The organism is Micropruina sp., from assembly GCF_047606365.1.
In the GTDB taxonomy this organism is placed as follows: Bacteria; Actinomycetota; Actinomycetes; order Propionibacteriales; family Propionibacteriaceae; genus Micropruina.
The window spans coordinates 1-24459 of the sequence record NZ_JASGEN010000020.1; the positions used below are offsets into that span (position 1 = coordinate 1).

Sequence of the window (24459 nt, forward strand, 5' to 3'; positions counted from 1 at the left end):
CCGGGGACGGTTCCTTTGGTCACCGGGGACGGTTCCCTTGGTCACCGGGGACGGTTCCCTTGGTCACCGGGGACGGTTCCCTTGGTCACTCAGGTGCAGTCCTGGACCAGCTCGCCCATCCGTTCCATCAGGCGCCGCCAGCCGGGGGAGTAGTCGCGGCGGTAGCTGACCACCAATTGCTGGGCGACCGAGTCGTCGGACCACTCCGCCTCCTCGGGAGGCGGACGGTGGGTCATCATCCACTCGACGGTGGCCCGGGCGATCTCCTCGATCCGCGGATCGTCCGCCGGGTAGTCGAAAGCCTGGTCGGTGCGTAGATAGAGGTCGCGGTAGTCCGGGTCGTTGAGCATCGCCTGCTGGGTGTCGATCCAGGTGGCGACCAGGTCGGGATACAGCACCTGGATGAGCAGCCAGGCGTCCCGCTCCATCTGCAGGGTGCGCTCCGAGACACCGAGGGCACGCATCTCGTCGTGCATCCGGGTCACCCGCGGCGGAAGGAACGGCTCACCCTGGGCGGCGAGCCGATCGAGGGACTGCCGGGTCGACTCCAGTTCGGCGATCCGGGCCTGCAACTCGGCGTCGATCTGGGCGGCGGCGTCGCGGAAGGCGTCCGGTTCGGCGTCGACCAGCTCACGCACCCGGGACAGCGGGACGCCGGCATCGGCGAGCACCTTGATCCGGTGCAGGTCCACCACGGCCTGGGCGTCGTAGCTGCGGTAGCCGGCCGAGTTGCGTTCCGGCTCGGACAACAGCCCGAGCGCGTGATAGTGCCGAATCGCCCGCCGGGTGACTCCGGTGTACTCAGCCAACTGGCCGATGGTCAGCATCGGCGTCCTCTCGTCGCGGCTGAATGTAGTTCCTCAATCCGGGTGCGACCAGGGCGTACGCCCCCACCACGGCCCAGCCGGCGGCCAGCACCCAGGCCCCGAACCGCAGATCGGCGCCGGCCAGCACGACCGCCATCAGCCCTAGTCCGAGCGGGCTGGCGACCATGGCGAGGGCGGAGTAGGCGCCGAAGACGCGGCCGCGCAGGGCGTCCGGCACATGCTCGGTGAGCACCACGGTGCTGATCGGTTGCAGCAAACCGGAGCCAAGGCCGGCGGCCACCATGCCGGCCGCGACCAGCCAGAACCCCTGCAACGGTGCGATCAGGACGGCGGACGCGACGTAGAGCAGGTTGGCCACCACCCAGGCCGCCCAGCGCCGTCCGTCGAAGAGCCAGCCGTAGACCCCGGAGCCGGCCATCGTGCCGACCGCGTAGGCGGAGAGACTCAGGCCCAGCAGGCCGGGTGCCGCGAGCGCCACGAAGTGCGCGGGCAGCACCACGCTGAGCAGCGGTGCGACCAGCACCATGGAACCCAGGCTGACCACCAGCAGGATCAGCAGTGGCCGGCTCCGCCAGATGTGAGTGAACCCGGCCAGCGGCGAGTTGTCCTCGGCAGCTGCGACCGCGCTGGCGCGCAGCGGCATCACCCCGATGGCCAGGGCGGCGACCGCGGAACAGGCGGCGGTGATCCAGACCACCTGAATGGACGGCAGCACCGCCAGCAGCCAGCCGGCCACCGCGGGACCGGCCAAGAACGACAGGCCGAACAGCATGCCGCGCCAGGCGGCGATCTTGTCGAGCCCGACACCGGAGGTTTCGGAGACGTTCGCCAGCAACGTCTCCCGCGCGGTCATCCCCGGGACGTCGAACAGTGCGCCCAGCACCCCGAGAGCGATGAACCAAGCGACGTTGAGACCGACCGCCGCATCGACGATGGCCAGCGCGGCGACCGCGACCGCCGAGCCGATGTCGGACAGCACCGACATGCGGCGACGGCCGATCTTGTCGATCAGGTGTCCGCCGACGAACGCCGCGATGGCGCCAGGGACAGCACTGACCGCCGCCACCAGGCCGGCCATCGCCGGATCCCCGGTGCGCTCCAGCACCAGCCAGGGCAGCACGATGGCGATGGCCGAGTTGCCGAACAGCGAGGTGGCGGTCGCGGTCAGATACAGCGGCAGCGTGGTCTTGGTCGTCGTCACACCATCGAGTGTGAGGGTTGACGTTACGTCAAGGTCAACTGCGCTCGGCGAGCCAGTTGTCGCCGACCTGCTGCTGGACGTCGAACCCGGCGGTCAGCGCCGGCGCAGCCTTGCCCTCCAGGGACCGGCCGACCAGGGGCACCTTGATGGTGAACTCGCCGACGAAGTCGACCACGGTGCCGCGTCCGCCGGCCCGCAGGTCGATGGTGAGCTGGGCCCGGGCCGGCATGCCCTGCACGGTCAGCTCCAGGTCACCGGTCCGGGCACCGGTCGCGTCCGCGGCGTTCCAGCGGATCTCCTGCAGCAGGGTGAGCCGGTCGCCGAGCAGGCTGCGGACCGCCGAGGGTGCCTCCAGCGTCCGCTGGACGGCAGTGTGTTCGGGCACGCCGTCCACCCGATAGTCGAGGTCTCCGGACGCCTCGCACACCTGAGCCAGGAAGGCGGGATCGGTGAGCATCGCGTGGGTGGTGAGAGCGTCCGCGGCGAAGTCGTTGCGGGCCTGAATCTGCATGCGGGCCATTCTGCCGTAGGAAACCGCCGAGTTTGTCTGCCGACGCGGTCGCCACCGAGACAGCGCGACAACGGCGCACTACAGTGAGTGGCTTGCACATGGTGGGCTCGCAAGGAGGCGAAGTGTCCGCAATAAATCCGTCCCGTCCGGACTGGATCCATGAATTGCTTGGCGAACTGTCGATCAGGCTGAAGAATCTTCCGGAGCTGATCCTGCCCGACGGCTTCGCCGAACACTATGTCCGGCACCTGCCGGACACTGAGCTGAGCGACCTCGAGCCGGGTCGGGTGGCGGATCTCATCGTGGAGCATCTGCGGCTGGGCCAGCGCCGGTCGGCGGGCGAATCCCAGGTCCGGGTACTGCTGCCCGAGCAGCCCGGCGCCTCCACCGTGATGCTGATCGTCGCCGACGACCGTCCGTTCCTGGTCGACACGGTCAGCATGGACATCACCCGCGGGGGCTGGAACATCCGGTCGCTGTTCCACCCCCAGTACGAGGTCCACCGGGACGGCGACGGCACCCTGACCGGGCTGGGCGGAACCGGGCCGGGCGCGACCGCCGAATCCTGGATCTGCGTCGAGGTCTTCCCTCCGCTGGGTCAGGCGGCCGACCAGCTCGCTGAGGCGTTGCAGGCGGCGATCAGCGGCGGGCTGGCTGCCGTCCGGGCAGCCGTGGACGACTGGCAGCCGATGCAGCGGCGGCTCGCCGAGACCATCGAGCTGATCAACGACAATCCGCAGCCGGTCAGCCCGCACGACGTCCGCGAGGTCACCGAACTGCTGCAGTGGCTGGGCGCCGGGAACTTCGTGCTGCTCGGCTACCGGGAGGCGCGGCATGACGGCGACGGCTATCAGCCGGTGCCGAGAACCGGCCTGGGCATTCTGCGTGAGGAGTCCAGCGCCGAGGAGTTCCAGGCCGTCCCGATCAACGGTGACCGGGCGCTGATCGTGCTCACCAAGGACTCCCGGCGTTCGCCGGTGCACCGGCCCGCCTACCTCGACTACATCGGCGTCCGGGTCTATGACGCGACCGGACGGCTGGCCGGGGAACGCCGCTTCCTGGGCCTGTTCGCGGCATCGGCGTACAGCGAGAGCGTGTGGGACATCCCGCTACTGGCGCGCAAGGCGCAGCGGCTGCTGGACGCGTCCGGCTTCGATCCGCACAGCCACGGCGCCTCGGCGATCCGGCAGGTGATCGACAGCTACCCGCGCGACGAACTGTTCCAGGCCACCACCGCCGAACTGCTCCCGGTGATCACCCAGGAGGCCCAATTCAAGGACCGTCGGGTGGTTCGGGTGTTCATCCGGCGAGGCTGCTACGGCCGGTTCATCTCGGCGCTGGTGTTCCTGCCCCGGGACCGCTACACCACCGACGTCCGCGAGGCGATCCAGCGGATCCTGATCGACGAGATGGGCGGCGAATCGGTCGAGCATCAGGCCCGGGTCACCGAATCGGTGCTGGCCAGGCTCTTCTTCGTGGTCAAACGGCCGGACGACGACCCGCTGCTCGGCGACCTGGACGAGGCGGCACTGGAATCCCGGATCGAGACCGCCGTCCGCAGCTGGGACGACGACTTCGAGAACGCCGCCCGCGACCTGCCGAGCGAGTCCCGCGGGGTCGAGTTCAGCGAGGCCTACAAGGAGGAGTACCCGGCCGCGGTCGGTGTGGTCGACCTGCAGCTGGCCAACCAGCTGACCGGCGACGACGACCTGACCTACGACGTCTACCGGCCGCTGTGGCCCAACGACTCCGCCGACGTCCGGTTCAAGGTGTTCGCCTACCGGCAGATGTCGCTGGCCGACGCGATGCCGCACCTGTCGGTGCTCGGGGTGGAGGTGCTCGACGAGCGACCCTTCGAGTTCAAGCTGCGCGGTCGCGACGTCTACCTGTACGACTTCGGGCTGAAGCTGTCCGGTGCCGCCGACCGCCGTCCGGAATGGACGCCGGAACTGCAGGCCCGGTTCATCGACACCTTCGACGCCACCTACCGGGGCCGCGCCGAGTCGGGCAAGTTCAACCGGCTGGTGATGACCGGCGGGCTCACCTGGCAGGAGATCGCCTGGCTACGGGCGATGTCGCGCTACCTGGTGCAGGCCGGCATCCCGTACAGCCAGCCGTACGTGGCGGCCACCCTCAACGACAATCCGGTGATCGCGGCCGCGCTGGTCCGCGCCTTCCGGACCAAATTCGATCCGGACGCCGACTTCGCCGACCTGGACGCCCGTGCCGCGGCCGTCGACGAGGCGTGCACCGCGATCGAGAAGCAATTGGCCGAGGTGGCCAGCCTGGACGCCGACCGCATTCTGCGGATGTTCCTGGCCGTGCTGCGGGCGATGATCCGCACCAACGCGTTCCAGCCCGGTGCGCCGGCGCACGCCTTCAAGGTGCACCCCCGCGAGTTGGCGCTGTTGCCGGAACCGCGGCCGATGTTCGAGATCTTCGTCTACTCGCCGCGGGTGCAGGGCGTGCACCTGCGGTTCGGCAGCGTCGCCCGGGGCGGCTTGCGCTGGTCGGATCGCCGCGAGGACTTCCGCACCGAGGTGCTGGGTCTGGTCAAGGCGCAGATGGTGAAGAACAGCGTGATCGTGCCGTCCGGCGCCAAGGGCGGCTTCGTGCCACAGTCGCTGCCCGACCCGAGTGTTGATCGGGCCGGCTGGCTGGCCGAAGGCGTGGCCTGCTACGAGATCTTCATCGCGTCGCTGCTGACGCTGACCGACAACATCGTGGCCGGCGACGTGGTGCCGCCCGACGCGGTGGTGCGCTGGGACGGTGACGACCCGTATCTGGTGGTCGCCGCCGACAAGGGCACCGCGACCTTCTCGGACAACGCGAACCGGCTCTCGCTGGAGCGGGGCTTCTGGCTGGGCGACGCGTTCGCCTCGGGCGGCTCGGCCGGCTACGACCACAAGGCGATGGGTATCACCGCCCGCGGCGCCTGGGAGTCGGTCAAGCGGCACTTCATCGAGCTGGGCCGGGACTGCCAGAGCGAGGACTTCACCTGCGTCGGCATCGGCGACATGGCCGGCGACGTGTTCGGCAACGGCATGCTGCGCAGCCGGCACACCCGACTCGTGGCCGCCTTCAACCACCTGCACATCTTCCTCGATCCCAGCCCGGACGCCGAGAGCAGCTTCGTCGAGCGCGAGCGACTGTCCAGGCTGCCGCGATCGTCGTGGGCGGACTACGACCGTTCGCTGATCTCGGCCGGTGGCGGGGTCTACGCCCGCACGCTGAAGTCGATCCCGATCACCCCGGAGGTGCGGACCGCGCTCGGTCTCGGCAGCGGCGTGGTGGCGCTGACTCCGGCGGATCTGATCAACGCCATCCTGAAAGCGCCGGTCGATCTGCTCTGGAACGGCGGCATCGGCACCTACATCAAGGCGACCACCGAGACCAATGCCGAGGTGGGTGACAAGGCCAACGACGCCGTCCGGGTCAACGGTGCCGACGTCCGAGCCTTGTGCGTCGGCGAGGGCGGCAACCTGGGCTGGACGCAGCTGGGCCGCATCGAGTACGCGTTGGGTGGCGGCCGGATTAACACCGACGCCATCGACAATTCCGCCGGTGTGGACACCTCTGACCATGAGGTGAACATCAAGATCCTGCTCGCCGGGCAGATGGCCGCCGGCGAGTTGGCGATCGAGCAGCGCAACGAACTGCTGGCCTCGATGACCGACGAGGTGGCCGCGCTGGTACTCAGCCACAACCTGGACCAGAACCTGGCGTTGTCGAACTCGATGTTCCGCGCCGCCGAGCTGACCGGCGCCTACGAGGGATGGATGCAGGCCCTCGAAGCGGCCGGCTACCTCGACCGGGGGCTCGAGTTCCTGCCCACCGCGAAGCAACTCGACGCTCGCCGGGAGGGCGGCCACGGCTTGACCCGGCCCGAGCTGGCGACCCTGCTGGCCTGGACCAAGATCTATCTCACCGACCAGGTGCTGGCCTCCAACCTGCCCGACGACCCTTACCTGGCGGATCGGCTGATCCAGTACTTCCCGAGCGAACTGCAGCAGCGCTATGCCGCCGAGATGCCGCGGCATCGGCTGGCCCGAGAGATCATCACTTCGGTCGCGGTGAACCGCTTCGTCGACTCGCAGGGCATCACCGCCTACTACCGGCTGCACAACGAGACGAATGCGGCCGTCACCGAAGTGATTCGTGCCCAGTTGGCGGCCCGGTCGATCTACCAGGTCGGCAAGTCCGAGGTCGACCTGCGCAACGCCGGTGATCTGAGAGCCCAGGTGGTCACCGAACTCCGGGTCGCGTTGCGACGAATGGTCGAACGGGCCACCCGCTGGCTGCTGGCCAGCCGCCGGGCACCGCTCGACATCGTGGCGACGACCGCGCAGTTCACCGACGGCGTCCGTGAGGTGCGGGCCGGACTCGGCTCGCTGCTGACACCCCGGCAGGCCTCGAACGCCAGTCGGCATGCCGAGCGGATGATCGCCCAGGGCGTCCCGCGGTCATTGGCCGAAGAGGTCGCCCAGGACGCCTACTCGCACTTCGCGCTGACCATCGTCGAGATCGCCCAGGCCCGGCAGGCGCCCGTCCGGACGGTCGCCGAGATCGCCTTCCTGCTCGCCGACCGGCTGGGGCTGGATCAGCTGCACGACACGGTCGTCGCGCTGCCGCAGCATGATCGGTGGGAGACGATGGCGCGTGCCGCGCTGCGTGACGAGCTGCTCAAGGCGCACGGCGAGCTGACATCGGCGGTGCTGGCCGACCCGTCCAAGCCGGCGGCGGAACAGGTGGACGCCTGGCTCGCCCAGACCCCCGGGGTGGAGGACAAGGTCGCCACGCTCGGGCTGGTGTGCGAGGAGCCGGACGTCGCCAGGGTCAGTGTCGGCGTCCGATTGGTGCGTTCGCTGCTGCCCGCCTGAGGGTCGCGTCACGGGGCGCGGTGCTCGGTAGGGCAGGATTACGCCCATGCGGATCGATCTGCACACCCACTCCAGCGTCTCCGACGGCACCGACACGCCCACCCAGCTTGTCCGGAAGGCCGCCGCGGAGGGTGTTGACGTGCTCGGCCTGACCGACCACGACACCTTCGACGGCCTGCGGGAAGCGAAGCTCGCCGCAGCGTCGGCCGGCATCGTGGTGCTGCCGGGCATCGAGATGTCCTGCCAACTCGAGGGTGCCAGCGTCCATCTGCTCGGCTACGGGTGCGACCCGCATTTCGAGGAGTTGCTGGACGAGTTGGCGCGCGTCCGGGTGGGGCGGACCGGACGGCTTCCCGAGATGCTCACCAAGCTCGCCGAACTCGGCATGCCGCTGACCGAGACTGAGATCGCCGAACAGGTCGGCTCCAGCCCGTCGCTGGGACGCCCTCATGTGGCCGACGCGATGGTGGCGAAGGGCTACGTCCGGGACCGGCAGGAGGCGTTCGACCGCTTCCTGCACGACGGCGGACCGGCCTACGCCAACCGCTACTCGTGCCCGCTGCGCCGGGGGATCGAACTGATCCGCCGCGCCGGAGGCGTGCCGGTGATCGCTCACCCGTGGGGACGCGGCCGCTACAAGGAACTCACTCCGGCGGTGCTGTCCGAGCTGACCATGGAGAACCGGCTCGAGGGCATCGAGGTCGATCATCCCGATCACGACGCCGACACCCGGACGCGGTTGCGTGACCTCGCCTCCCGGCTCGGGCTGCTGACGCTGGGCTCGTCCGACCATCACGGCCTCGGCAAGGTGAACAACCCGTTGGCCTGCGAGACCACCGACCCGGATGTGTACAACGAACTCGTCCGCCGGATCCGTGCCCGCGGCGGGCAGCTGTAACCACAGATGTCACCGTCCGGAGCTTGTCGGGGCCCTGGAAGGAGCCACTGATCTTTGGTCATCGTGCGCTCGAGACCCCGGGCGTGACTAACTTATTCAGCGGTCCGCCTGGTGGCCCAAATAGATGCTACTCAATTTGGAGTTACGTCGATAGGAATACCCCCAAGAGGTTGGGCGTTTCGTTGTGGCTAGTGCGGGCCCACCTAGCGATAGCCAAGTTGCGCGGCGCGTACGGCGAGCGTGACGCGGTTGGATACTTGGAATTTTGCCATGAGCGCGTTGAGGTGGTATTTGACGGTGGACTCGGAAAGGTGGACAGCCTTTGCTATTTCGCTGTTGCTGCGGCCGTCCATGACGAGTCCGAGTAGGCGCCTTTCAGGGGTTTCGAGATGGGGGCGGTCGCGGTAGGGGTCGGTTGCTACGAGTCGGGTGGCGGGTCCGGAGAGAACCTGTAGGCCGGTGGCTGCGGCGCAGATGGCGTTGATCATGGCAGGTGTAGGGAGGTCCTTGGCGAGGAATCCGTTGGCGCCGGCATCGATCATGGCAGCTGCGGCTTGCTCGTCGGTGAGTGAGGTGAGTGCGAGGATCTGCACGCGGGGGGCTGCGTTGTGTATGGCGCGGACAGTGCTGGGTCCATCCATGTCGGGCATGTTGATGTCGACCAGTGCGACATGTGGGCGGTCGCCGGCGAGGGCGGCGACGGCTCGTTCGCCGCTGGCGTGGGTTGCGACGCAGTTGACGTGAGCTGACTTGTTGAGGATCGTGCTCAGGCTGGTTCGGACGTATAGGTCGTCGTCGACGACGATGACCCGGGTCTTTCCCGAATTAGCGGCACTATCACGTGCAGGGTCCATCGTGTGTCTTCCTGTCGAGTTTCGATTTTTCCAGAGTGCGGAGCGAGTATTTCGCGCATTCCAGCAAGGCCCATTCGTGTTCCGGCCGTGGTTTGGGACGGGTCGCGTTCATTGATTACCAGGAACTGGACCTCAGCTGGGTCGATGACGCCCAAGATTGCGCATGGGCGGTGTCGCGTAGCGTGGCGTTCGATGTTGGCAGCTGCCTCTGCAAGGACGCTATTGAGTGCTTGCTGGATCGGTTGAGGGATGTTGTCAAGGCCATTGCCCTCAAGGGTGACGGTGGTCGGGAACCCATGCTTTGTCAAGGTCGTCTGCAAGGCATCGACGGTTGCCTGGAGCTGGGCGGTAGCTGGCCCGGTGGCGGTGGACGGCTGGCTGGGATCGCTCAGCACGCTCATCACCCATCGCAGCTCATTGGCTACGTGGTGCACGCCGTCGATGACGGCCTCTAGGTCGGCTGGATCGCCAGTTTCGCGCGCTGTCTTCGCAGTGAGAGACAGATGGGTGAGGGTGCGTGCGACCGTGTCGTGTAGGTCACGCGCCACGGTGAGGCGTTGCCGAGTGAGCGCCTCGCGTTGTGCGGCTGCCTGAGTGCGGGTGAGGGTGCTGAACATGGTGCCGAGGATCCAGCAGACAGCGATGAGGACGGCCCAGGCGAGGCCTGCGAGCAGGAACAGCGCACCCCTTTCTGGGTAGTCGTGATGTTGGATGAGAGTAAGGATGATTAGGTAGGCAACACTGATGAGGGCTCGCAGGCGCGTGGCGTCGCGCATGCCCGTGCTGAGGATAGGGATCAGGGCGGCGTACTCGCCGATGGTGACCCACTCGCGAGGTACCAGCAGGTAGGCAGCAAGTACGGCTCCCAGGGTTGCTGCCCCCGCCCTGGGCCATCGGGCCGTGGATGCGGCCACCACGCATGCTGTGACGTCAAGGGTCGCGGTGGCAGTATGGCCGCTGCTGAGGTCGAGGATGACGGCGAGGGTGGCGAGCAGTACGGATAGAGCAACCTCGAACCAACCGCTGTTCAGGAGCCGCACTGTTCAACCCTTCTTGAGCAGGTGACAGGCACGCTAGCCGGTTGGCGAGCCGTGCGGTACGCCGCCTGTCCAGCTGGACAGCATGGGGGGACGAGGTGACTGCCCGAGTGGTCGGTCTTCTCCTGATCTGGTTCCACTCCGAGTGGGCATGGCCACAGCATTGCGTCATGCATGGTCTTGGGAAAAAGGGGCGTCGTGGCCAGCGGGGGACGCGATACGTATTGGCCGTGGCCGCATTGGGAATCGCAAGCGTTCTGCCGCTGGCGCCCGCTCCGACCACCCACGCGGCGAGTCAGGTCACCAATGCGGGCTTCTGTGATCTGTTTCCATATTTTCCTGGTTGCCTCTAGGTCGGCCGAGCAGTGCCACAGCGTCTTACAGGTGCGGGGGATCCAGTGATGTCCAAGAGCGCTCGAATTCGCCTGGTCAGTGCAATTGTTGCCTTGACCTTCATGTCTGGCAGCGGGCAGGTTCTGGTGGCGAAGGCGGATCCAACGCCCACACCGGAGGTAGGTAGTCCGCTGGTGAGCGAGGCGGAAGCCATGAGAAGGGCCCAGGCCACCGATCTACCCGTGGTCGCGTCAGCGTTGACTGATGAGCGGACGCTCGTCACAGCTCAGCCAGAGGGGCACTTTGAGGCTGTTCTCTCTGCGGGGGTCGCGCGGGTGCGTGACGGGCGCGGGGGATGGAGGGACCCTTCGGCGAAGCTTGTGCGGGCTGGCGATGTCTGGCGGACGGAGGCGGCACTTGCCGAAGTAACCGTTTCCGCCGGCGGTTCGACCGACCTGGTCGTGGTGGCCGATGGGGGCAGCAGCGTGTCATTGGGATGGCCGAGCGCCCTGCCGGAAGCGGTTGTGGATGGCGCAACGGCAACGTATCCCGAGGTGTATCAGGGCGTGGATCTCGTGGTGCGTGCGACGGTGACATCGGCGGAGACATTTCTGGTTGTGAAGACGCCGGCGGCAGCAGCCAACCCGTCTGTTCGGACGGCGGCGTTCACCTTTGCTTCTTCAGGCTTGACCATCCGCCCGCTGGGCAATGGGGCGCGGTCACTCGTGGACGGTCAGGGAGTGGAGCGACTAGTGATCCCACCTGCTCGAATGTGGGACTCCTCGGGTAAGGAGCGGGGGGTGACGCGACCCAGCGATGTCGTCGCGGAGGCCGCCGAGGCGCGAACGGCACCGGTGGATGTCAAGGTGGAGCCTGGTCGACTGACAGCTGTCGCTGACGGGTCGCTGCTGGATGATCCTGACGCCGTGTTCCCCGTGATCATTGATCCCGAGGTATCGCTGGCGCAGTCCTACGTGGTTCGAGTCACCGAGGATTTCGATCAGATCAATAACATGAGCGTGGACGGGAAGGTTGGCTACAACGGCTGGAATTCTCCCTATTACAAGTCTCGCATGTTCTATCAATTCAAGTGGCCGACATCTTCGGGTGATCAGCAGATTCTGACGGGAAGCCAGATCATTGATGCTGAGTTCCAGTATTTGCAGAGGCATTCACCGCAGTATGATTGCGGCGCCTCCTATGGGCCGGGTGTGCGTGTTCGACTTTATAACTCGATTGGCTCAGACACCACATGGCCGGGGCCCAGCGCGCACTCGTGGGACCCGAAGACGACCTCGTTGGCGGTGGGAAGCGAGTCTCATGGATGTGCAGCCAAATGGCAGACATGGTCGATTGCGTCGATGCTGAAGTCTGAGCGGAGCCACTCCTCTTACAAGTCACGCACCACGGTGACGGTCGGGATCTATTCGGCTGACGAGTCGAAGAAGGAGGGCTGGCGTCACTACGACAACAACCCTGGCCCGAAGTTGCTGATCGCATACAATCCGGTGGCGCTCGGCACTGAACTCGCCATTGCCGGCTCCGTCGCGGGCCCGCCCTGGGTGACGACCTCGGCGGCACCCACTCTGACGCCGAAGGTGAAGCTTGCGACCTCCGGGCTGACCTGTGATGGCTCCACCTGCTTGAAGGGTCGGGCCACGATAACCGGGCCTGGTCAATCGGGCACCGCAGGTTCGTGGGTCTCGACCTCGGCGTCATCAGTAACGGTACCGATCACGGTATCGGGCCTGCAGGATGGCAAGTCCTACACGGTGAAGATTGAGGGTGAGGAGACGCGCTCGGGTCGCACTGTGAGCAAGACTTTCTCGTTCTGGTCGGATCAGAACCCCGGAACCACGCCCAGTGAGGTGGCATTCGCACCGTATGCGGGAGGTGGGTGGCAGAACTCCGGCACCTCGGACACCTTGACGCCCCTCTTGCGGGCCAGGGTGGGACTGCCGACGGGAGCCACCTGCCTGGAGTTGACTGCCTGTTTGGCCGCCACATTCACGGTTTTCGATCAGGGAACGAACGATGTGGTGTGGCAGGGCACCGCCCCGGCGGTCGCCGCGGGCACCACCGCCCAAGTGCAGGTTCCGACCTCGGCCGCGCTGGTCGAAGGTCGGAGTTATCGAGTCGAAGTCGCGTCGACGAAGACCACCAACCTGTTGACGTCGCCTGGCACAGCCATCACATTCACAGCCGGCCTGCGACCCGAGGAAACGGTCGTCATTGCGCCCCCTGCCACGGAGGGGTTGCCGGTGTCCGTGACCTTCACCAACGCGAACCCGGTGGCGAAGTTCGAGTGGGAAGCGGTGTGCTCCAACGCGGCATCCTCCAGCGGTGAGGTTACGACATCCACCGCCAATATCACGGTGGCCGGATGTGCGGGATCGCTACTCATCCGCGCGCGAGGGGTTTCAGCGTTCGGCTTGGTGGGGCCCTGGTCGCCCCAGTCGACGATCGCCATTGGTGACTGAGGGAGATCAGCATGCCGCACGCCAAATATCGTCGACGCTCCGCATTGGCTGTTGGACTGAGGCGTTCCGTGGCCGCCGTTGTCGCGTTGGCGGTAGTCTGCGCGGGACTCCAGGTGTCTTCTACCCCTAGAGCGGTCGCGGAAGAGCAGAAGCCGCCCACCCCGCAGCAGTATGACTTCGCCGAGACGACACGAGTCAGCCCGAGGAAGTTGACTCCTGCCAAGGTGAAGGCTGCCGAACCGCCGAAAGTCTCCTGGCCGCAGGCCACGGAGGATGTGAAGGTCACGCCATCAAAGGCGGGACAGTTGACCAAGGCAGAGGACACCCCGGTCGCAGTGCGGCGGCTAAAGGCAGACCCCGGCCCAGTATCGGTGTCGGTGCTATCGCGCGAGAAATCGGAGCGGTTGATCGGTCTTGGTGTCGTGGTGGAGGTCAAGACCAAACCGTCCACCACGGTTGGCGTCGCCATCGACACAGCCCAGATTCGCGGAGCAGCAGGCGGAGACTTCGGTGGTCGTGCGCGCCTAGTCGCCTTGCCGGCCTGCGCTGCCACGGACTCATCCAAAGCGGCGTGTCGGACCACTGAGCCCGTTGACGGGCTGTCTGTCGCCGCTAAGTCGGTCTCGGGCGAAGTCACCACCGACGACGCCGGCGTTGCTGTGCTGGCATTGATGACAGCCTCGAGCAGCGATCAGGGTAGCTACGGGGCGACCAGCCTCAGTCCCGCCACCTCATGGGAGGTTGGCGGGTCGTCGGGGTCGTTCGGATGGAGCTACCCGTTGACCGCCCCGAATCTGGCCGGGCCGGTCGCCCCTGCACTGGCAATCGGCTACAACTCAGGCGTCACCGACGGTGCAGTGTCGACAACCAACAACCAAGCTTCGTGGCTCGGTGAAGGATTTGACCTGCCGATTGGCTTCATCGAGCGCAAGTACGTGCCGTGCGGGATGGAGAAGGGCCCCAGGCCAGGCGGGAACGAACCCTCTGGGAGCGAGGACCTGTGCTGGGCGACCGAGTCAGCTCGCACGAACAACGCGAGATTCGACAATGCGGTGTTGGCGTTGCAGGGGCACAGCGGCACTCTCGTGCGGATCAACAACACCGCTAGTTGGCGCCTGGAGAACGATGACGGTACCCGGGTGGAGAAGATCGGCACCATCGCGGCCGGCAACGAATCGTGGAAGGTCATCACACCCGACGGCACCCAGTATTTCTTCGGCAAGGGCAAAGCTGATGGAGCTTCGGCCGCCGCAACTCATTCGGTGCTGAAGGTGCCGGTAGCGGGCAACCACAGCGGCGAGCCAGGGCATGCCTCATCATTCTCCTCGTCGTTCACCGAGCAGCCGTACCGGTGGAACTTGGATTACGTCGTCGACCCAACCGGCGACACGATGACGTTCTACTACGCCAAAGCGACCAACAAGTACAACAAGGCCGGCTCGACCCCGACTACCTATGACCGGTCATCGACGCTGATCAAGATCCACTACGGCGAACGCCAAGGCTCGGAAGGCAATAGCCCCGCAGCGAAGGTCGAGTTCACGACCAGCGAACGCTGCGACTCCACCATAAGCGCCACCTGCGCCACTGCGACACCCACCACATCAACGATGGCCGCGTGGCCGGACGTTCCCATGGACGCGGTATGCGATGCCACGTTCTGTCCGTCGATCAAAGACGGCCCAACCTTCTTCACCCGACATAAGCTCAACAAGGTCGCCACGTTCGTGCAACGAACTGACTCCTCCACTTACGACCCGGTCGACAGCTGGGCCTTCGATACCGGGTTCCCCGACTCCGGCGATCCCGGTTCCGCTGCCACCCTGTGGTTGAACTCGATCACCCATACCGGGCACACAGGCCCCGCCAGCCAACCGACAATCACCATGCCTTCGGTCACGCTGGAGCCGGTCTTCACCCACAACCGCGTCGATGGCCCGAGCGGCACATACGGGATGCTTCGTCCCCGTTTGGCGCGGATCTTCCGAGAAGGCGGCGGAGTCACCGCTGTCACCTACTCCGACGGAGGCTGCACACCCACCACGTTGCCGTCCAACCCCGCCACGAACACCACACGCTGCTTCCCTAACTACTACGCAGCGGTGCCTGGTGATACCCCGGAGCAGAACTGGTTCAGCAAGTATGTGGTGGCCAAGGTCGAGGAGTTCGACACCTCCACCGAAGTCTCCGCAATGCCCGGCATCACAGGACTCGACCTGTCGACCAGCACAGTAACCACATACACCTACAGCGGTGGCGCGGCATGGCACTTTGACGACACGATCCTGGAGCCCGGAGCACGACTTACCTGGAACAGTTGGCGCGGATACAAGAAGGTCGTCACCGCGGTTGGGAAGTCCGGCGCTGAGCAATCAGTCACGGAGAGCACCTACTACCGAGGCATGTATGGGGATCGAGCCAACGACGCCGGAACCGCTACCAAGACGGACACGATCACCGACAGTGCGGGCACGACCGTCAATGACGACAAGAAGCTCTCGGGCCAAGTACGAGAGACTCGTGTGCTGAAGGCGGTTGGCGGATCGCCAGATTCGCGCAGCATCTTCGACCACAGCATCACCAACGTCACCGGAGCTGACGACGGTCTCACCAAAGCAGCACAGATAGACATCAAGACCACCAGGTCGACTCAGTTCCTGACGTCGGGGTCTCGTAGCCGCACGATCACGGTGAAGGCGCGGGACAGTTGGGGCCAACCCACCCAGGTAGAGGACACCGGGGACACGGCAGTGACCGGCGACGAAACCTGCACTCGCACCAGCTACGCGACACCGTCGGGTAGTGCGCTGGCGATCAACCTCATAGCCGACGAGTCCGTCATGCCCGAGCTGTGTTCAGTCGCGGTCGCCCAGGCGACGGTGATCAGCTGGATAAGAAACCTCTACGACGGAGCGAGCAGCCCCGGCGCCGTCACCGGACCCGGGTTCCTCACAGCCACCCAACAGCTAACAGGATCCTCCACCCGCACCTGGCGAACCAACATCACCACAACCTTCGACCAACACGGCCGACCCGTCAGCCTCACCGACGCGCTCGGCCGCACCACCACAACCACCTTCACACCTGCAGCAATCAAGTCGGCGACCAAGACCGAAGTCACCTCGCCCGACCCCGACGGCGCCGGCCCGGCCACGCGGTTGACCGGCACCGTGTTCACCGACACGCGCCGGAATGTCGAAGTCAAGAGCGTCGCACCGGCAGGAGAAACCACCGAAACCGAACGAGACGCGATGGGCCGGGTGACCGCCGTCTGGAAACCGGGGCGAGCCCGTGCCGACTCGGCATCCGTCACCTATAGCTACACCGTGAATAGCCCTACCGGCGTCAGCACGGTCACCACCAACACCCTCACCCAAACCAGCACCGGGCTGAACTACGTAACAAGTGTCGAACTGCTGGACTCTCTGCTGAGGCCCCGTCAGACTCAAGCGCACTCGCCCAGCAACGGCATCGTGGTGACAGACACCTTCCACGATTCACGCGGTCTAGTGGCGCTCACCGGCACCTACACCGCGAACTCAGCGCCAAGTACCAGCCTGATCGCCGCATCCACCTGGGGCGACGTCAAACCCAATATTCGTATCACCCGCGACTACGCCGGACGCACCCTCACCCACGCCACCTACTCCGGCAACACGCTGCAGTATCAGACCAACACCGCCTATGGCGGCAACACGGTCAAGATCACGCCACCAACGGGTGCCCCCGCCACCACCACAACAACCGACATTCAAGGCCGAACCACCAAGCTCACCCAGCACCTCGCGGCCGACTCCACTACGACCTACACCTACACCCCGGCCAGCCAGCTGGCCTCCATGACCGACCCCAAGGGCAACAAGTGGTCCTACACCTATGACGTGCAGGGCAACCAGCTGACCGCGACCGACCCGGACAAGGGCACCACAACCACCACCTACAACGCGGTCGACATAGCCGCCACAGTCAAGGACGCCCGTAACAAGGGAATCGCCTACACCTATGACGCCCTCGGCAGAGTGACTTCCACCACCGACCTTGCAGGCACGACGCAACTCACCAGCGCAGCCTTCAATCCGACCAACGGCCGCGCAATCAGCAGTACCCGCTACGTCAAAGAGCCCGCAGGAACCGCCACCATCGCCATCCGGACGACGGTAGATAGCTACGACGCGGCAGGGAGGCCGACCGCCACTACCCTGCACCTACCCACGATCAACGGGCTCGTCCCCGCAGGCCTCGCCGGCGACTACACCGTCAACGACACCTACCACCCCACCGGCCAGCTAGCGACCACCGCGCTACCCGCGACAGGCCCCGTAGCCGCCGAAACACTCACCTACGGATACAACACCCGCGGCGCCGGCTACTCGCTCACCGGTGCAAGCAGCTACGTCAAAAGCTCGAGCTACACCCAATACGGCGACATCGCTGCAGTGAACATGGGCTCGGTCGCCGACAACTCGATCTTCCTCACCTACGACCACAATCAAGCAACAGGACGGCTCACAACCGCCCGCACCATCACCGCCGCAGGCACGGTCGACAACACCGCCTACGCCTACGACCCAGCCGGCAACATCACCAACATCAAAGCCACCCTGCTGTCTGGCACGGTCGACAACCAGTGCTTCACCTACGACGCGCAACAACAACTGAAAGCAGCCTGGACAGCAGCCGCGACCGCCAACTGCGCTACCACGCCGACCCAAAGCACCCTCGGCTCGGGCCCGTCACCGTACTGGACCACCTGGGCCACCGACACCATCGGCAAAACCAGCAGCCGCACCGACAAAACGGCGACCACCACGGCCACCACCGCTTACACCCACCCTGCCAACAGCGCCACTGCGGTCCGACCGCACAGCGTCACCAAAACCGTCACCACCGGCACCGGCGCAGCCACCCGCAACTACACCTACGACGCCGCCGGCAACACCCTCACAAGGCCAGGCCCAACCGGAGCAACTCAAACCCTCACCTACGACGACGAGGGCAAGCTCACCAAAGTCACCACAGGCACCACCATCAACTCGCTGATGGTCTACGACCCATCCGGAAACCGGATCCTCAAGAAGGAAGGAGATACCACCACCCTGACAGTGGCTGGCGCCGAACTCAGGTTCAACGCCGCAACCAGCACCGCCGACGCAAATCGGTACTACGCCTTCCAAGGCGCGACCATCGCCGTTCGCACCGGCAACACCGCCGACAAGCTCCTCAGCGTCGCCACCGACCACCAAGGCACACCCCACCACCAAATCCGCAACGACAACAGCACAGTCACCACCAGCTGGCAGAACCCATTCGGCGCGAGCCGCGGCGCACCACCCACCGGCTGGGCAGGCGAGCAAACATTCGTTGGCGGTAGCAAGGATTCCACCGGGCTGATTCACATCGGTGCCCGCGACTACGACCCCCAACTGCAACGCTTCACCACAGTCGACCCCATTCTGGCGCTCACCAATCCGCTGCAATGGAATGGATACACCTACAGCGAGAACAACCCCACCACCTTCAGCGACCCCACCGGCCTAAGCACGTCCTCTGGAGGTGGGGGAGGGTCACCACCTCGCCAACCACCGCCGATGGCATCGCCAGGATTTGATTATCCGGCCTCTAGCGGGGGTTACGCCAAACGGGCCAAGAGGACCACCAAGAAATGGCCCAACAAACACGCCGCCAACCCAAGCGGCAGCAGCCAGCAAGACTGGTCACCCCCGGCGAACCGGGCACCCGCACCACCCGCGCCGGAATTTAAGTGGCCCGACCCAGCAAAGATGCTCGAAGGAGCCAACTGGAAAGAGATCGGACATGTCGCACTAGACCTAGCAGGGCTTGTACCCGGAGTTGGCGAAATAGCCGACGGAATCAATGCACTGTGGTACGCAGCCGAAGGTGACTGGGTGAACGCAGCCTTCTCTGCCGCTGGCATGGTGCCGGGCCTAGGTATGGGAGCGATCGCGGCCAAGTACGCCACCAAGCACGGTGGCAGGGTTATCAAGGCTGGTGTGGCGGCCGCTGAAAGCAGGCCTGCGGTGGATGATCTCGTGGAGGTCTGGCGCGCGGTCGGCTTCCAGGAGGCCGAGAGAATCCGAAAGACCGGAAGATATGAGTACGGGCCGACTGAGGTTAAGTACTTCTTCCGCGATATGGAGGATGCCGTCAAGATGGCGAAAGACAAACTCTTCGACGGCTCGACTGACGTTCCGCAGACGGTCACGCGAGGACTTGTTCGTGAGAGTGTCATTGCGCGGGCTCTGGCGCATGAGTCAGTCGATGAAGGTGTAGGATGGGTCACTCGAGAAGGCGATGGAATCGTGCCGAAGATATGCGATGTTGTCTGTATCTTGGTGATGCCATGAGTGTGAGGGCGTATTGATTGATGGCCGATTTCATTTCGACATGGGTGTCGGCAACCATGGACTTGCGAACTAAGGAGACCGGTGGTCTTCGGCGGACATGGGACGTCCCGACTCCGTCATTCCTATATCTGTTTGGTTCTGCGCAGGTTGGCGCCGACCTCTACACGGAGGATGAGCACCCGCTAGACCCCGGAGACGTGGCGCGTTCGGTCGTGCTGCGTTTCTGGTCGCCAGCTGCGCGGGATATTGTTCGTCCGGGATCGTATTTTGTTGTTGTCTATGGCGATCGAGTAGTCGGTGGCGGCGTGATCGATGAGTTGCTTGAGGGGCGTCCGGCCGTCGCTCGACGAAGATAACCTTTGGGCTCGCCACGAAAAAACGCGGATGGGCTCGAAACCGCATGGTTCCCGAATGGGGTCGGGCCTGAGTGCACTCGCCTTAGGACATGGAATCCGTGGCATGTCGACGTCACTTTGCCAGATTTGCTCAAGAACCCGTTCGGCCCCCTGATCGCGAATCCGATACCAGCCAAAGAGAGAATCAGATGACAGCAGAGTGGGCACCATTTGAGTATCTGGACTACTCGGATTACCCGCGGATTCTCGTCGTGGCGTTTGACAACTCTCTCTACCTCTTGGATGCTCCCTTTGATGAAGAAGCTGATGAATACGCTCGCGACTATACGATCAAAATCCTGAATGAAGCTCCTGGTTCGGGGAGTTGGGCTGACCTAGGACTTGGACTCCCAGTGATTGGCTCCTTGGCAGTCGTCCCGGAATTGTTCGACCGCACGCGCCGGAGGGAAATACGAGTTGATCTGATTCGCTCCGCAATTATGGAAGGGTGACTCCGATGCATCCCGATTTCGATTTGCCGTTCGGCCCACTTGGTCCATTGGTTATTTCATGATCAAATCAGGTCGGAGCGCTGCAGGGCGCAGTGTTAATGCGTGTGCACTAAATGTAGGCTCTCCTGTGCGAACAGTTGGAGGTTTAATGTCACTTCACAGCCTCGGATTCTGGCCCCGTCCTTGCGCTGGCCCCCGAACTGCGATCAGGGATCGAACTCCCGCCGCAGCTAAATTGGTTTTGGACCGCAGGGAAGTTGAGGTGCACCTCTGGCGACGCAGCCCCCTTGCGGGGTCAGCGCGAGCGCAGTGAGCTGGAGGTCCTGGGAGGCCAATGCGGCGGCGCACGCCGCCTTCTTGTCTGGGATCCTGGAGTCAAGCGACTTCATTCAGCCTCTCGATGCAGGGCGAGTCCTTCTTGTTTCGAAGCGGCGACAGTGGGACGGTATGTCGGCCCAGGTCGCTAAATCCCAGAGATGTGGCCCGTTCGATCGTGCTGCGTTTCTGGTCGCCAGTTGCGCAGGATATTGTTCGGCCGGGATCGTATTTTTTGTTGCCTATGCCGATCGAGTCATCGGTGGTGGGACGATCGACGAGTTGCTTCAGGGGCGGCCAGCCACCGCCCGACGAAGATAACCTTGGCCTCGCCAGGAAGAACGCTGATAGGCGCGAAACCAAGTGGCTTCCGCTGGGGTGGACCTTTATTAGCAGAGGCTCACGGAGCCCCGATTTAGCAATCCGGAGGCTCTATGAGAGCTAGGATTTGTGCCACCATCGCTAAGGAGACGTATGGAGCCGCAACTGATACTTCCCCGAGACTGGGATGAGTTTGCAGCTTTCGAAGTGGAGGACAAAGGTTGGTATCGGGCTCGAATTGTGTTCGATGTGTGCGAAGTATCGGTAACCTTCTACGATCCCGAGAATCTTGCCACTGATGTAGAGATGGACATCAAGGCAGGACGAAATTTCGTCGAGCGCAACCTAATAGTCGTACCCCGTGTGACCGTGGAGAACATGTCCATATCGGCCGCCAACCTTCCTCCGGGCTTTTTCGAACTCCCCTAAGGTAATTGCTGATTATGACGAGGCTCCTGCCGACGCGGGTTGCGGCCGCCTTGGCGCTCAGATCAACAGTTGAGGGTGGTCTCAAGCGGACTTGGCCAACGCCGACCCCGTCGTTCCCCATCCAGATCGACGGCGTTCTGCTCGGTGCTGGGATATCCACCGTGGACATGCGTCCGTTGGAGCCGGGAGAGTCGGACCTGAATGTAGAACTTCTCTTTTGGTCTCCTACTGCTCGAAAACTAGCAAGACCAGGTGTGCCCTTCCTTCTCGTGTATGTCGATCGTGTCATTGGCTCGGGAACCATTGAAAGACTGCAGGGAGAATGACCCTGAAGTTGGTCAGAGCGGGGTGACGGGTGTGGCCTGCTGGACCAAGATCAGCGCGTCGTAGCTCGCTGACGGGACCATTTCCACCGAGTTGAACCAGGGGATCCAGGCCTGCCATTGCTGGAAGGCTTCACCGGCGCTGGTCATCCGCACCGGACGTCCGAGCAGTTCCCGGTTCTCGGCGGACGCCATGGCGAACTCCAGGTAGCCCTGGGTGGTGCCGGTGAACATGCCACGCAACGGTGTCGGGTTGTTCATGGTGACCTCCCAGCGCTGCCGTCCCTCGCCGGTGCGGAATCGGCTGCTGACGAACTCGGTGCCGATCACCCGGTAGCCGTCGCCCAGGCGGTCGGCGGCCAGTCCGCCCAGGTCGCGATAGCCGAAGGCAGCGGAGGCCTTGTCGACGTGGCCGTTGTGGGCGAACAGCAGCGAGTGGTCATTGCCGCGTTCATGCTGCTCGGCGACCGTCCGGTTCAGGTTGTCCGCCATCAGTTCGGCGCGCCGCCTGCCGTAGTCCATGCCGGCTCCGTTCAGGTCGAGGTACTGAGTGAGCGTACGTGCCGCATTGGTGGCCAGGAGGCGTCCGGGTTTGTCGGAGGTCGTGGAGATGGCGGTGGCCAGTTGCTGCACCACCGGACGCGCCCGTCGGCCGCGCTCCGCGGCATCTGCGGCGCCTCTGGCGGCGTCGGTCCAGTCGGTGAGCTGGGCGCGGAGCCGCTTTGCGGCGTCCGGGTCGTGCCGAGTCAGCCAGGACAGTGCGATCTCCTTGTTGGCGTCGATCCGCTGGACGTCGATGCCGACCAGTTGGATCCGCTGCTCCGCCGACACATCGGCGTTGTGGTCGCGGAGCCAACTCAGTAGTTCCGCCATCTCGGCCGTGTGATTGAGCACGAACCCGAACCGCTGGACTGCCTCCTCGGCCGTTCCGGGACCGCCTTGGATGAACTCGTTCACCCGGGCGGTGCTGCCGTAGTCCTCCTCGAGGACGAGGGCGCGGAACTCTGGCAGCTTCTGCACCAAGCCGAGCCTGAGCCGCTGGAACTCGGCGTTGCCGTGAGTGGCCTCGCCGAGGGCGAGCACGGTGGCGCCGGTCAGTTCCGGTGACAGCGGGGCGGTCGCGAACTCGACGGCCTGCGGGTTGCCCTGAGGTCGGGTCTGCCACCAGCGGACGGCGCCACCGGCCACAGCGACAAGCGCGAGAGCCAGCACGACGATGATCAGGGCGCGACCGCGTCGACGGCGGACCGGGGGAGGAGTGGCCGGCATCTCAGCGCACCTCCCGGCGGAGTTCCCGCAGCACCCCGACCGTTCCGGGCAGGATCACCCAGGCGGCCACACCGGTGGCAACCCGGGCCACCTCGACGGGTTCGATGCCGTCGGCGAACGCGGCCAGCGCGTTGATGTCCAGCCAGGCCAGCACCTCCGCGATCTGCGGAACGATGCCGAGGAACAGCGCGAAGACCGGCCAGGCCAGCAGAACGCTGACGGCCGCAGGGGCGTTGCCGGCGACCAGGCCGACGGCGTAGCCGGACAGTGCGGCCAGCACGAGGCCCAGGGCGAACCAGAGCTGTCCCGTCCAGTTGATGCTCCACTCGATCGGGTGGTTGACCAGCGGTGTGGCCACCGCGGCGATCAGCACCCCGGCCAGCAGGGCGAGCACCCAGGCGACAACGGCGAGACTGATTACCGCCCAGGCCTTGGCTGCCAGCACCTGCCCGCGGCGAGGGGTGAGTGCGTAGCCGGTCAGTGCGGTGCGGTGTTGCCTGTCGCCGGTGGCCAACAGTGCGGCCAGCACCGGCAGCAGAATGCCGGCCGGGATGCCAGCCAGCCGGACGATCCGGTCAAGGGTGGTTTCGTCGGTCACGAGGGCGACACCGCCGCCGAAGACGCCGGCCAGCAGCGCGGCAAGTGCCAGTAGAGCGATGCCGGCCGGGGTGTCCACCAGCTTGCGCAGCTCCACCAACCACAGTCGCAGCGGTCGATGCCGATCGACGGCCGGGCCTGCCGAGGTGTGGGTCGAGTTCGATGTGGCGAGGGTCAGGGTGTTCATCGTGGGTCCTTTCGGGATCAGGCGGCTGCGTCGGCCGTGACGGAGAAGTAGAACTCGGTGATGTCGCCGTGCAGGGCGCGCAGCCGGGCGGGGGTGTCGTCGGCGACGACCCGGCCGCCGGCGATCACCACCAGGCGGTCGGCGAGGCGTTCCACGTCGGTGAGTTGATGGCTGGAGAGCAGGACGGCACCGCCGCGTTCCGCACGGGCCCGAAGCAGTTCGCCCAGCCAGCGCTGGCCCTGCGGGTCGAGCCCGTTGGCCGGCTCGTCGAGCACCAGCACGGGCGGATCGGTGAGCAGGGCCTGGGCCAATCCGAGGCGCTGTCGCATGCCCAGCGAATAACCGCGGACGCGTCGGCGTCCGTCAGCGGCGGAGAGTCCGACCAGGTCGAGCAGTTCGTCGGCCCGTCGGGCCGGCAGGCCGAGGGTGAGGCAGCCCAGCCGCAGCGCCTCGCGTCCGGTGCGGCCGGGGTGGAAGGCGTCCGCGTCCAACAGGGAGCCGGCGACGGCGGCCGGCTCGGGCAGCCGTCGGTAGTTCTGCCCAGCGACCCGGGCGGTGCCCGAGTCGGCGTGGCCCAGGCCGAGCAGGATGCGCATCGCGGTGGACTTGCCGGCCCCGTTCGGGCCGAGGAATCCGGTCACCGACCCGGCCGGGACGGTGAAGGACACCTCGTCCAGGGCCGGACGCCGCAGGCCGGGGTAGGTCTTGGTCAGCTTGTCGAAGGTGATCATGGTTCGAGTTCATCGCGACCGACCGGTCGCCGACATCGGGCGATGGCCTCGCCT

Annotated in this window: 14 protein-coding genes; 6 read left to right on the forward strand and 8 right to left on the reverse strand. The window is 65.3% G+C overall.

The window, feature by feature from the left end; genetic code table 11:
- Positions 1-89: 89 nt before the first annotated feature.
- From QM624_RS02880 to QM624_RS02890, 3 genes are read right to left on the reverse strand one after another with little or no spacing between them, the layout of a single operon-like run.
- The gene (locus QM624_RS02880; RefSeq protein WP_415088607.1) at positions 90-827 is read right to left on the reverse strand and encodes a MerR family transcriptional regulator; all 738 of its coding nucleotides are present in this window, start codon (positions 825-827) and stop codon (positions 90-92) included.
- Positions 802-2028: an MFS transporter gene (locus QM624_RS02885; protein WP_415088608.1), complete on the reverse strand. Its 1227-nt coding sequence runs from the start codon at positions 2026-2028 to the stop codon at positions 802-804. The genes QM624_RS02880 and QM624_RS02885 overlap by 26 nt, the downstream gene beginning before the upstream one ends.
- A gap of 34 nt (positions 2029-2062) precedes the next feature.
- On the reverse strand, positions 2063-2539 hold the full coding sequence (locus QM624_RS02890) for a DUF2505 domain-containing protein (RefSeq protein ID WP_415088609.1): 477 nt from the start codon (positions 2537-2539) through the stop codon (positions 2063-2065).
- 122 nt (positions 2540-2661) lie between these two features.
- Here QM624_RS02890 and QM624_RS02895 point away from each other — a divergent pair, with 122 nt between their 5' ends.
- Together QM624_RS02895 and QM624_RS02900 are read left to right on the forward strand one after the other, a co-directional pair.
- Positions 2662-7419, forward strand: a complete 4758-nt coding sequence (locus tag QM624_RS02895) for an NAD-glutamate dehydrogenase (protein WP_415088610.1) — start codon at positions 2662-2664, stop codon at positions 7417-7419.
- 46 nt (positions 7420-7465) lie between these two features.
- Positions 7466-8317 carry a PHP domain-containing protein gene (locus QM624_RS02900; RefSeq protein ID WP_415088612.1) on the forward strand — a complete coding sequence of 284 codons (852 nt, stop codon included), beginning with the start codon at positions 7466-7468 and terminating at the stop codon, positions 8315-8317.
- A gap of 203 nt (positions 8318-8520) precedes the next feature.
- Here the strand turns inward: QM624_RS02900 and QM624_RS02905 are convergent, their stop codons facing one another.
- Both QM624_RS02905 and QM624_RS02910 read right to left on the reverse strand, forming a co-directional pair.
- A complete protein-coding gene (locus tag QM624_RS02905; RefSeq protein WP_415088613.1) occupies positions 8521-9171 on the reverse strand; it encodes a response regulator transcription factor in 651 nt (216 codons plus the stop codon).
- The gene (locus QM624_RS02910) at positions 9084-10211 is read right to left on the reverse strand and encodes a sensor histidine kinase (protein ID WP_415088615.1); all 1128 of its coding nucleotides are present in this window, start codon (positions 10209-10211) and stop codon (positions 9084-9086) included. The genes QM624_RS02905 and QM624_RS02910 overlap by 88 nt, the downstream gene beginning before the upstream one ends.
- A 398-nt stretch (positions 10212-10609) precedes the next feature.
- Between QM624_RS02910 and QM624_RS02915 the strand changes: the two genes are divergently transcribed.
- The 4 genes from QM624_RS02915 to QM624_RS02930 all read left to right on the forward strand — a co-directional run bounded on the left by QM624_RS02915 (position 10610) and on the right by QM624_RS02930 (position 21298).
- Positions 10610-13021 carry a hypothetical protein gene (locus QM624_RS02915; RefSeq protein ID WP_415088616.1) on the forward strand — a complete coding sequence of 804 codons (2412 nt, stop codon included), beginning with the start codon at positions 10610-10612 and terminating at the stop codon, positions 13019-13021.
- Positions 13022-13032: 11 nt separating this feature from the next.
- Positions 13033-19386, forward strand: coding sequence for an RHS repeat-associated core domain-containing protein (locus tag QM624_RS02920; RefSeq protein ID WP_415088617.1), 6354 nt, complete (start codon positions 13033-13035; stop codon positions 19384-19386).
- Positions 19387-19831: 445 nt separating this feature from the next.
- Positions 19832-20233, forward strand: coding sequence for a hypothetical protein (locus QM624_RS02925; protein ID WP_415088618.1), 402 nt, complete (start codon positions 19832-19834; stop codon positions 20231-20233).
- Positions 20234-21022: 789 nt separating this feature from the next.
- Positions 21023-21298, forward strand: coding sequence for a hypothetical protein (locus tag QM624_RS02930; RefSeq protein ID WP_415088619.1), 276 nt, complete (start codon positions 21023-21025; stop codon positions 21296-21298).
- A 338-nt stretch (positions 21299-21636) separates the two neighbouring features.
- On the opposite strand, the gene QM624_RS02935 is transcribed toward QM624_RS02930, so the two are convergent.
- Genes QM624_RS02935 through QM624_RS02945 form a run of 3 tightly spaced genes read right to left on the reverse strand, consistent with a single transcriptional unit; the run spans position 21637 to position 24405 of the window.
- Positions 21637-22890, reverse strand: coding sequence for an erythromycin esterase family protein (locus tag QM624_RS02935; RefSeq protein ID WP_415088620.1), 1254 nt, complete (start codon positions 22888-22890; stop codon positions 21637-21639).
- 1 nt (position 22891) lies between these two features.
- Positions 22892-23674 (reverse strand): hypothetical protein, encoded by a 783-nt coding sequence (locus QM624_RS02940; RefSeq protein WP_415088622.1) that lies wholly within the window; start codon positions 23672-23674, stop codon positions 22892-22894.
- Positions 23675-23691: 17 nt separating this feature from the next.
- Positions 23692-24405, reverse strand: coding sequence for an ABC transporter ATP-binding protein (locus QM624_RS02945; protein WP_415088624.1), 714 nt, complete (start codon positions 24403-24405; stop codon positions 23692-23694).
- Positions 24406-24459: the final 54 nt, after the last annotated feature.

Bases quoted from the DNA above. Each gene is read 5' to 3' on its own strand.
- QM624_RS02945 (WP_415088624.1), bottom strand. From the start codon at position 24,405: ATGATCACCTTCGACAAGCTGACCAAGACCTACCCCGGCCTGCGGCGT.
- QM624_RS02900 (WP_415088612.1), top strand. From the start codon at position 7,466: ATGCGGATCGATCTGCACACCCACTCCAGCGTCTCCGACGGCACCGAC.
- QM624_RS02925 (WP_415088618.1), top strand. From the start codon at position 19,832: ATGGAATCCGTGGCATGTCGACGTCACTTTGCCAGATTTGCTCAAGAA.
- QM624_RS02905 (WP_415088613.1), bottom strand. From the start codon at position 9,171: ATGGACCCTGCACGTGATAGTGCCGCTAATTCGGGAAAGACCCGGGTC.
- QM624_RS02920 (WP_415088617.1), top strand. From the start codon at position 13,033: ATGCCGCACGCCAAATATCGTCGACGCTCCGCATTGGCTGTTGGACTG.
- QM624_RS02935 (WP_415088620.1), bottom strand. From the start codon at position 22,890: ATGCCGGCCACTCCTCCCCCGGTCCGCCGTCGACGCGGTCGCGCCCTG.
- QM624_RS02940 (WP_415088622.1), bottom strand. From the start codon at position 23,674: ATGAACACCCTGACCCTCGCCACATCGAACTCGACCCACACCTCGGCA.
- QM624_RS02890 (WP_415088609.1), bottom strand. From the start codon at position 2,539: ATGCAGATTCAGGCCCGCAACGACTTCGCCGCGGACGCTCTCACCACC.
- QM624_RS02930 (WP_415088619.1), top strand. From the start codon at position 21,023: ATGGAGCCGCAACTGATACTTCCCCGAGACTGGGATGAGTTTGCAGCT.
- QM624_RS02880 (WP_415088607.1), bottom strand. From the start codon at position 827: ATGCTGACCATCGGCCAGTTGGCTGAGTACACCGGAGTCACCCGGCGG.
- QM624_RS02915 (WP_415088616.1), top strand. From the start codon at position 10,610: ATGTCCAAGAGCGCTCGAATTCGCCTGGTCAGTGCAATTGTTGCCTTG.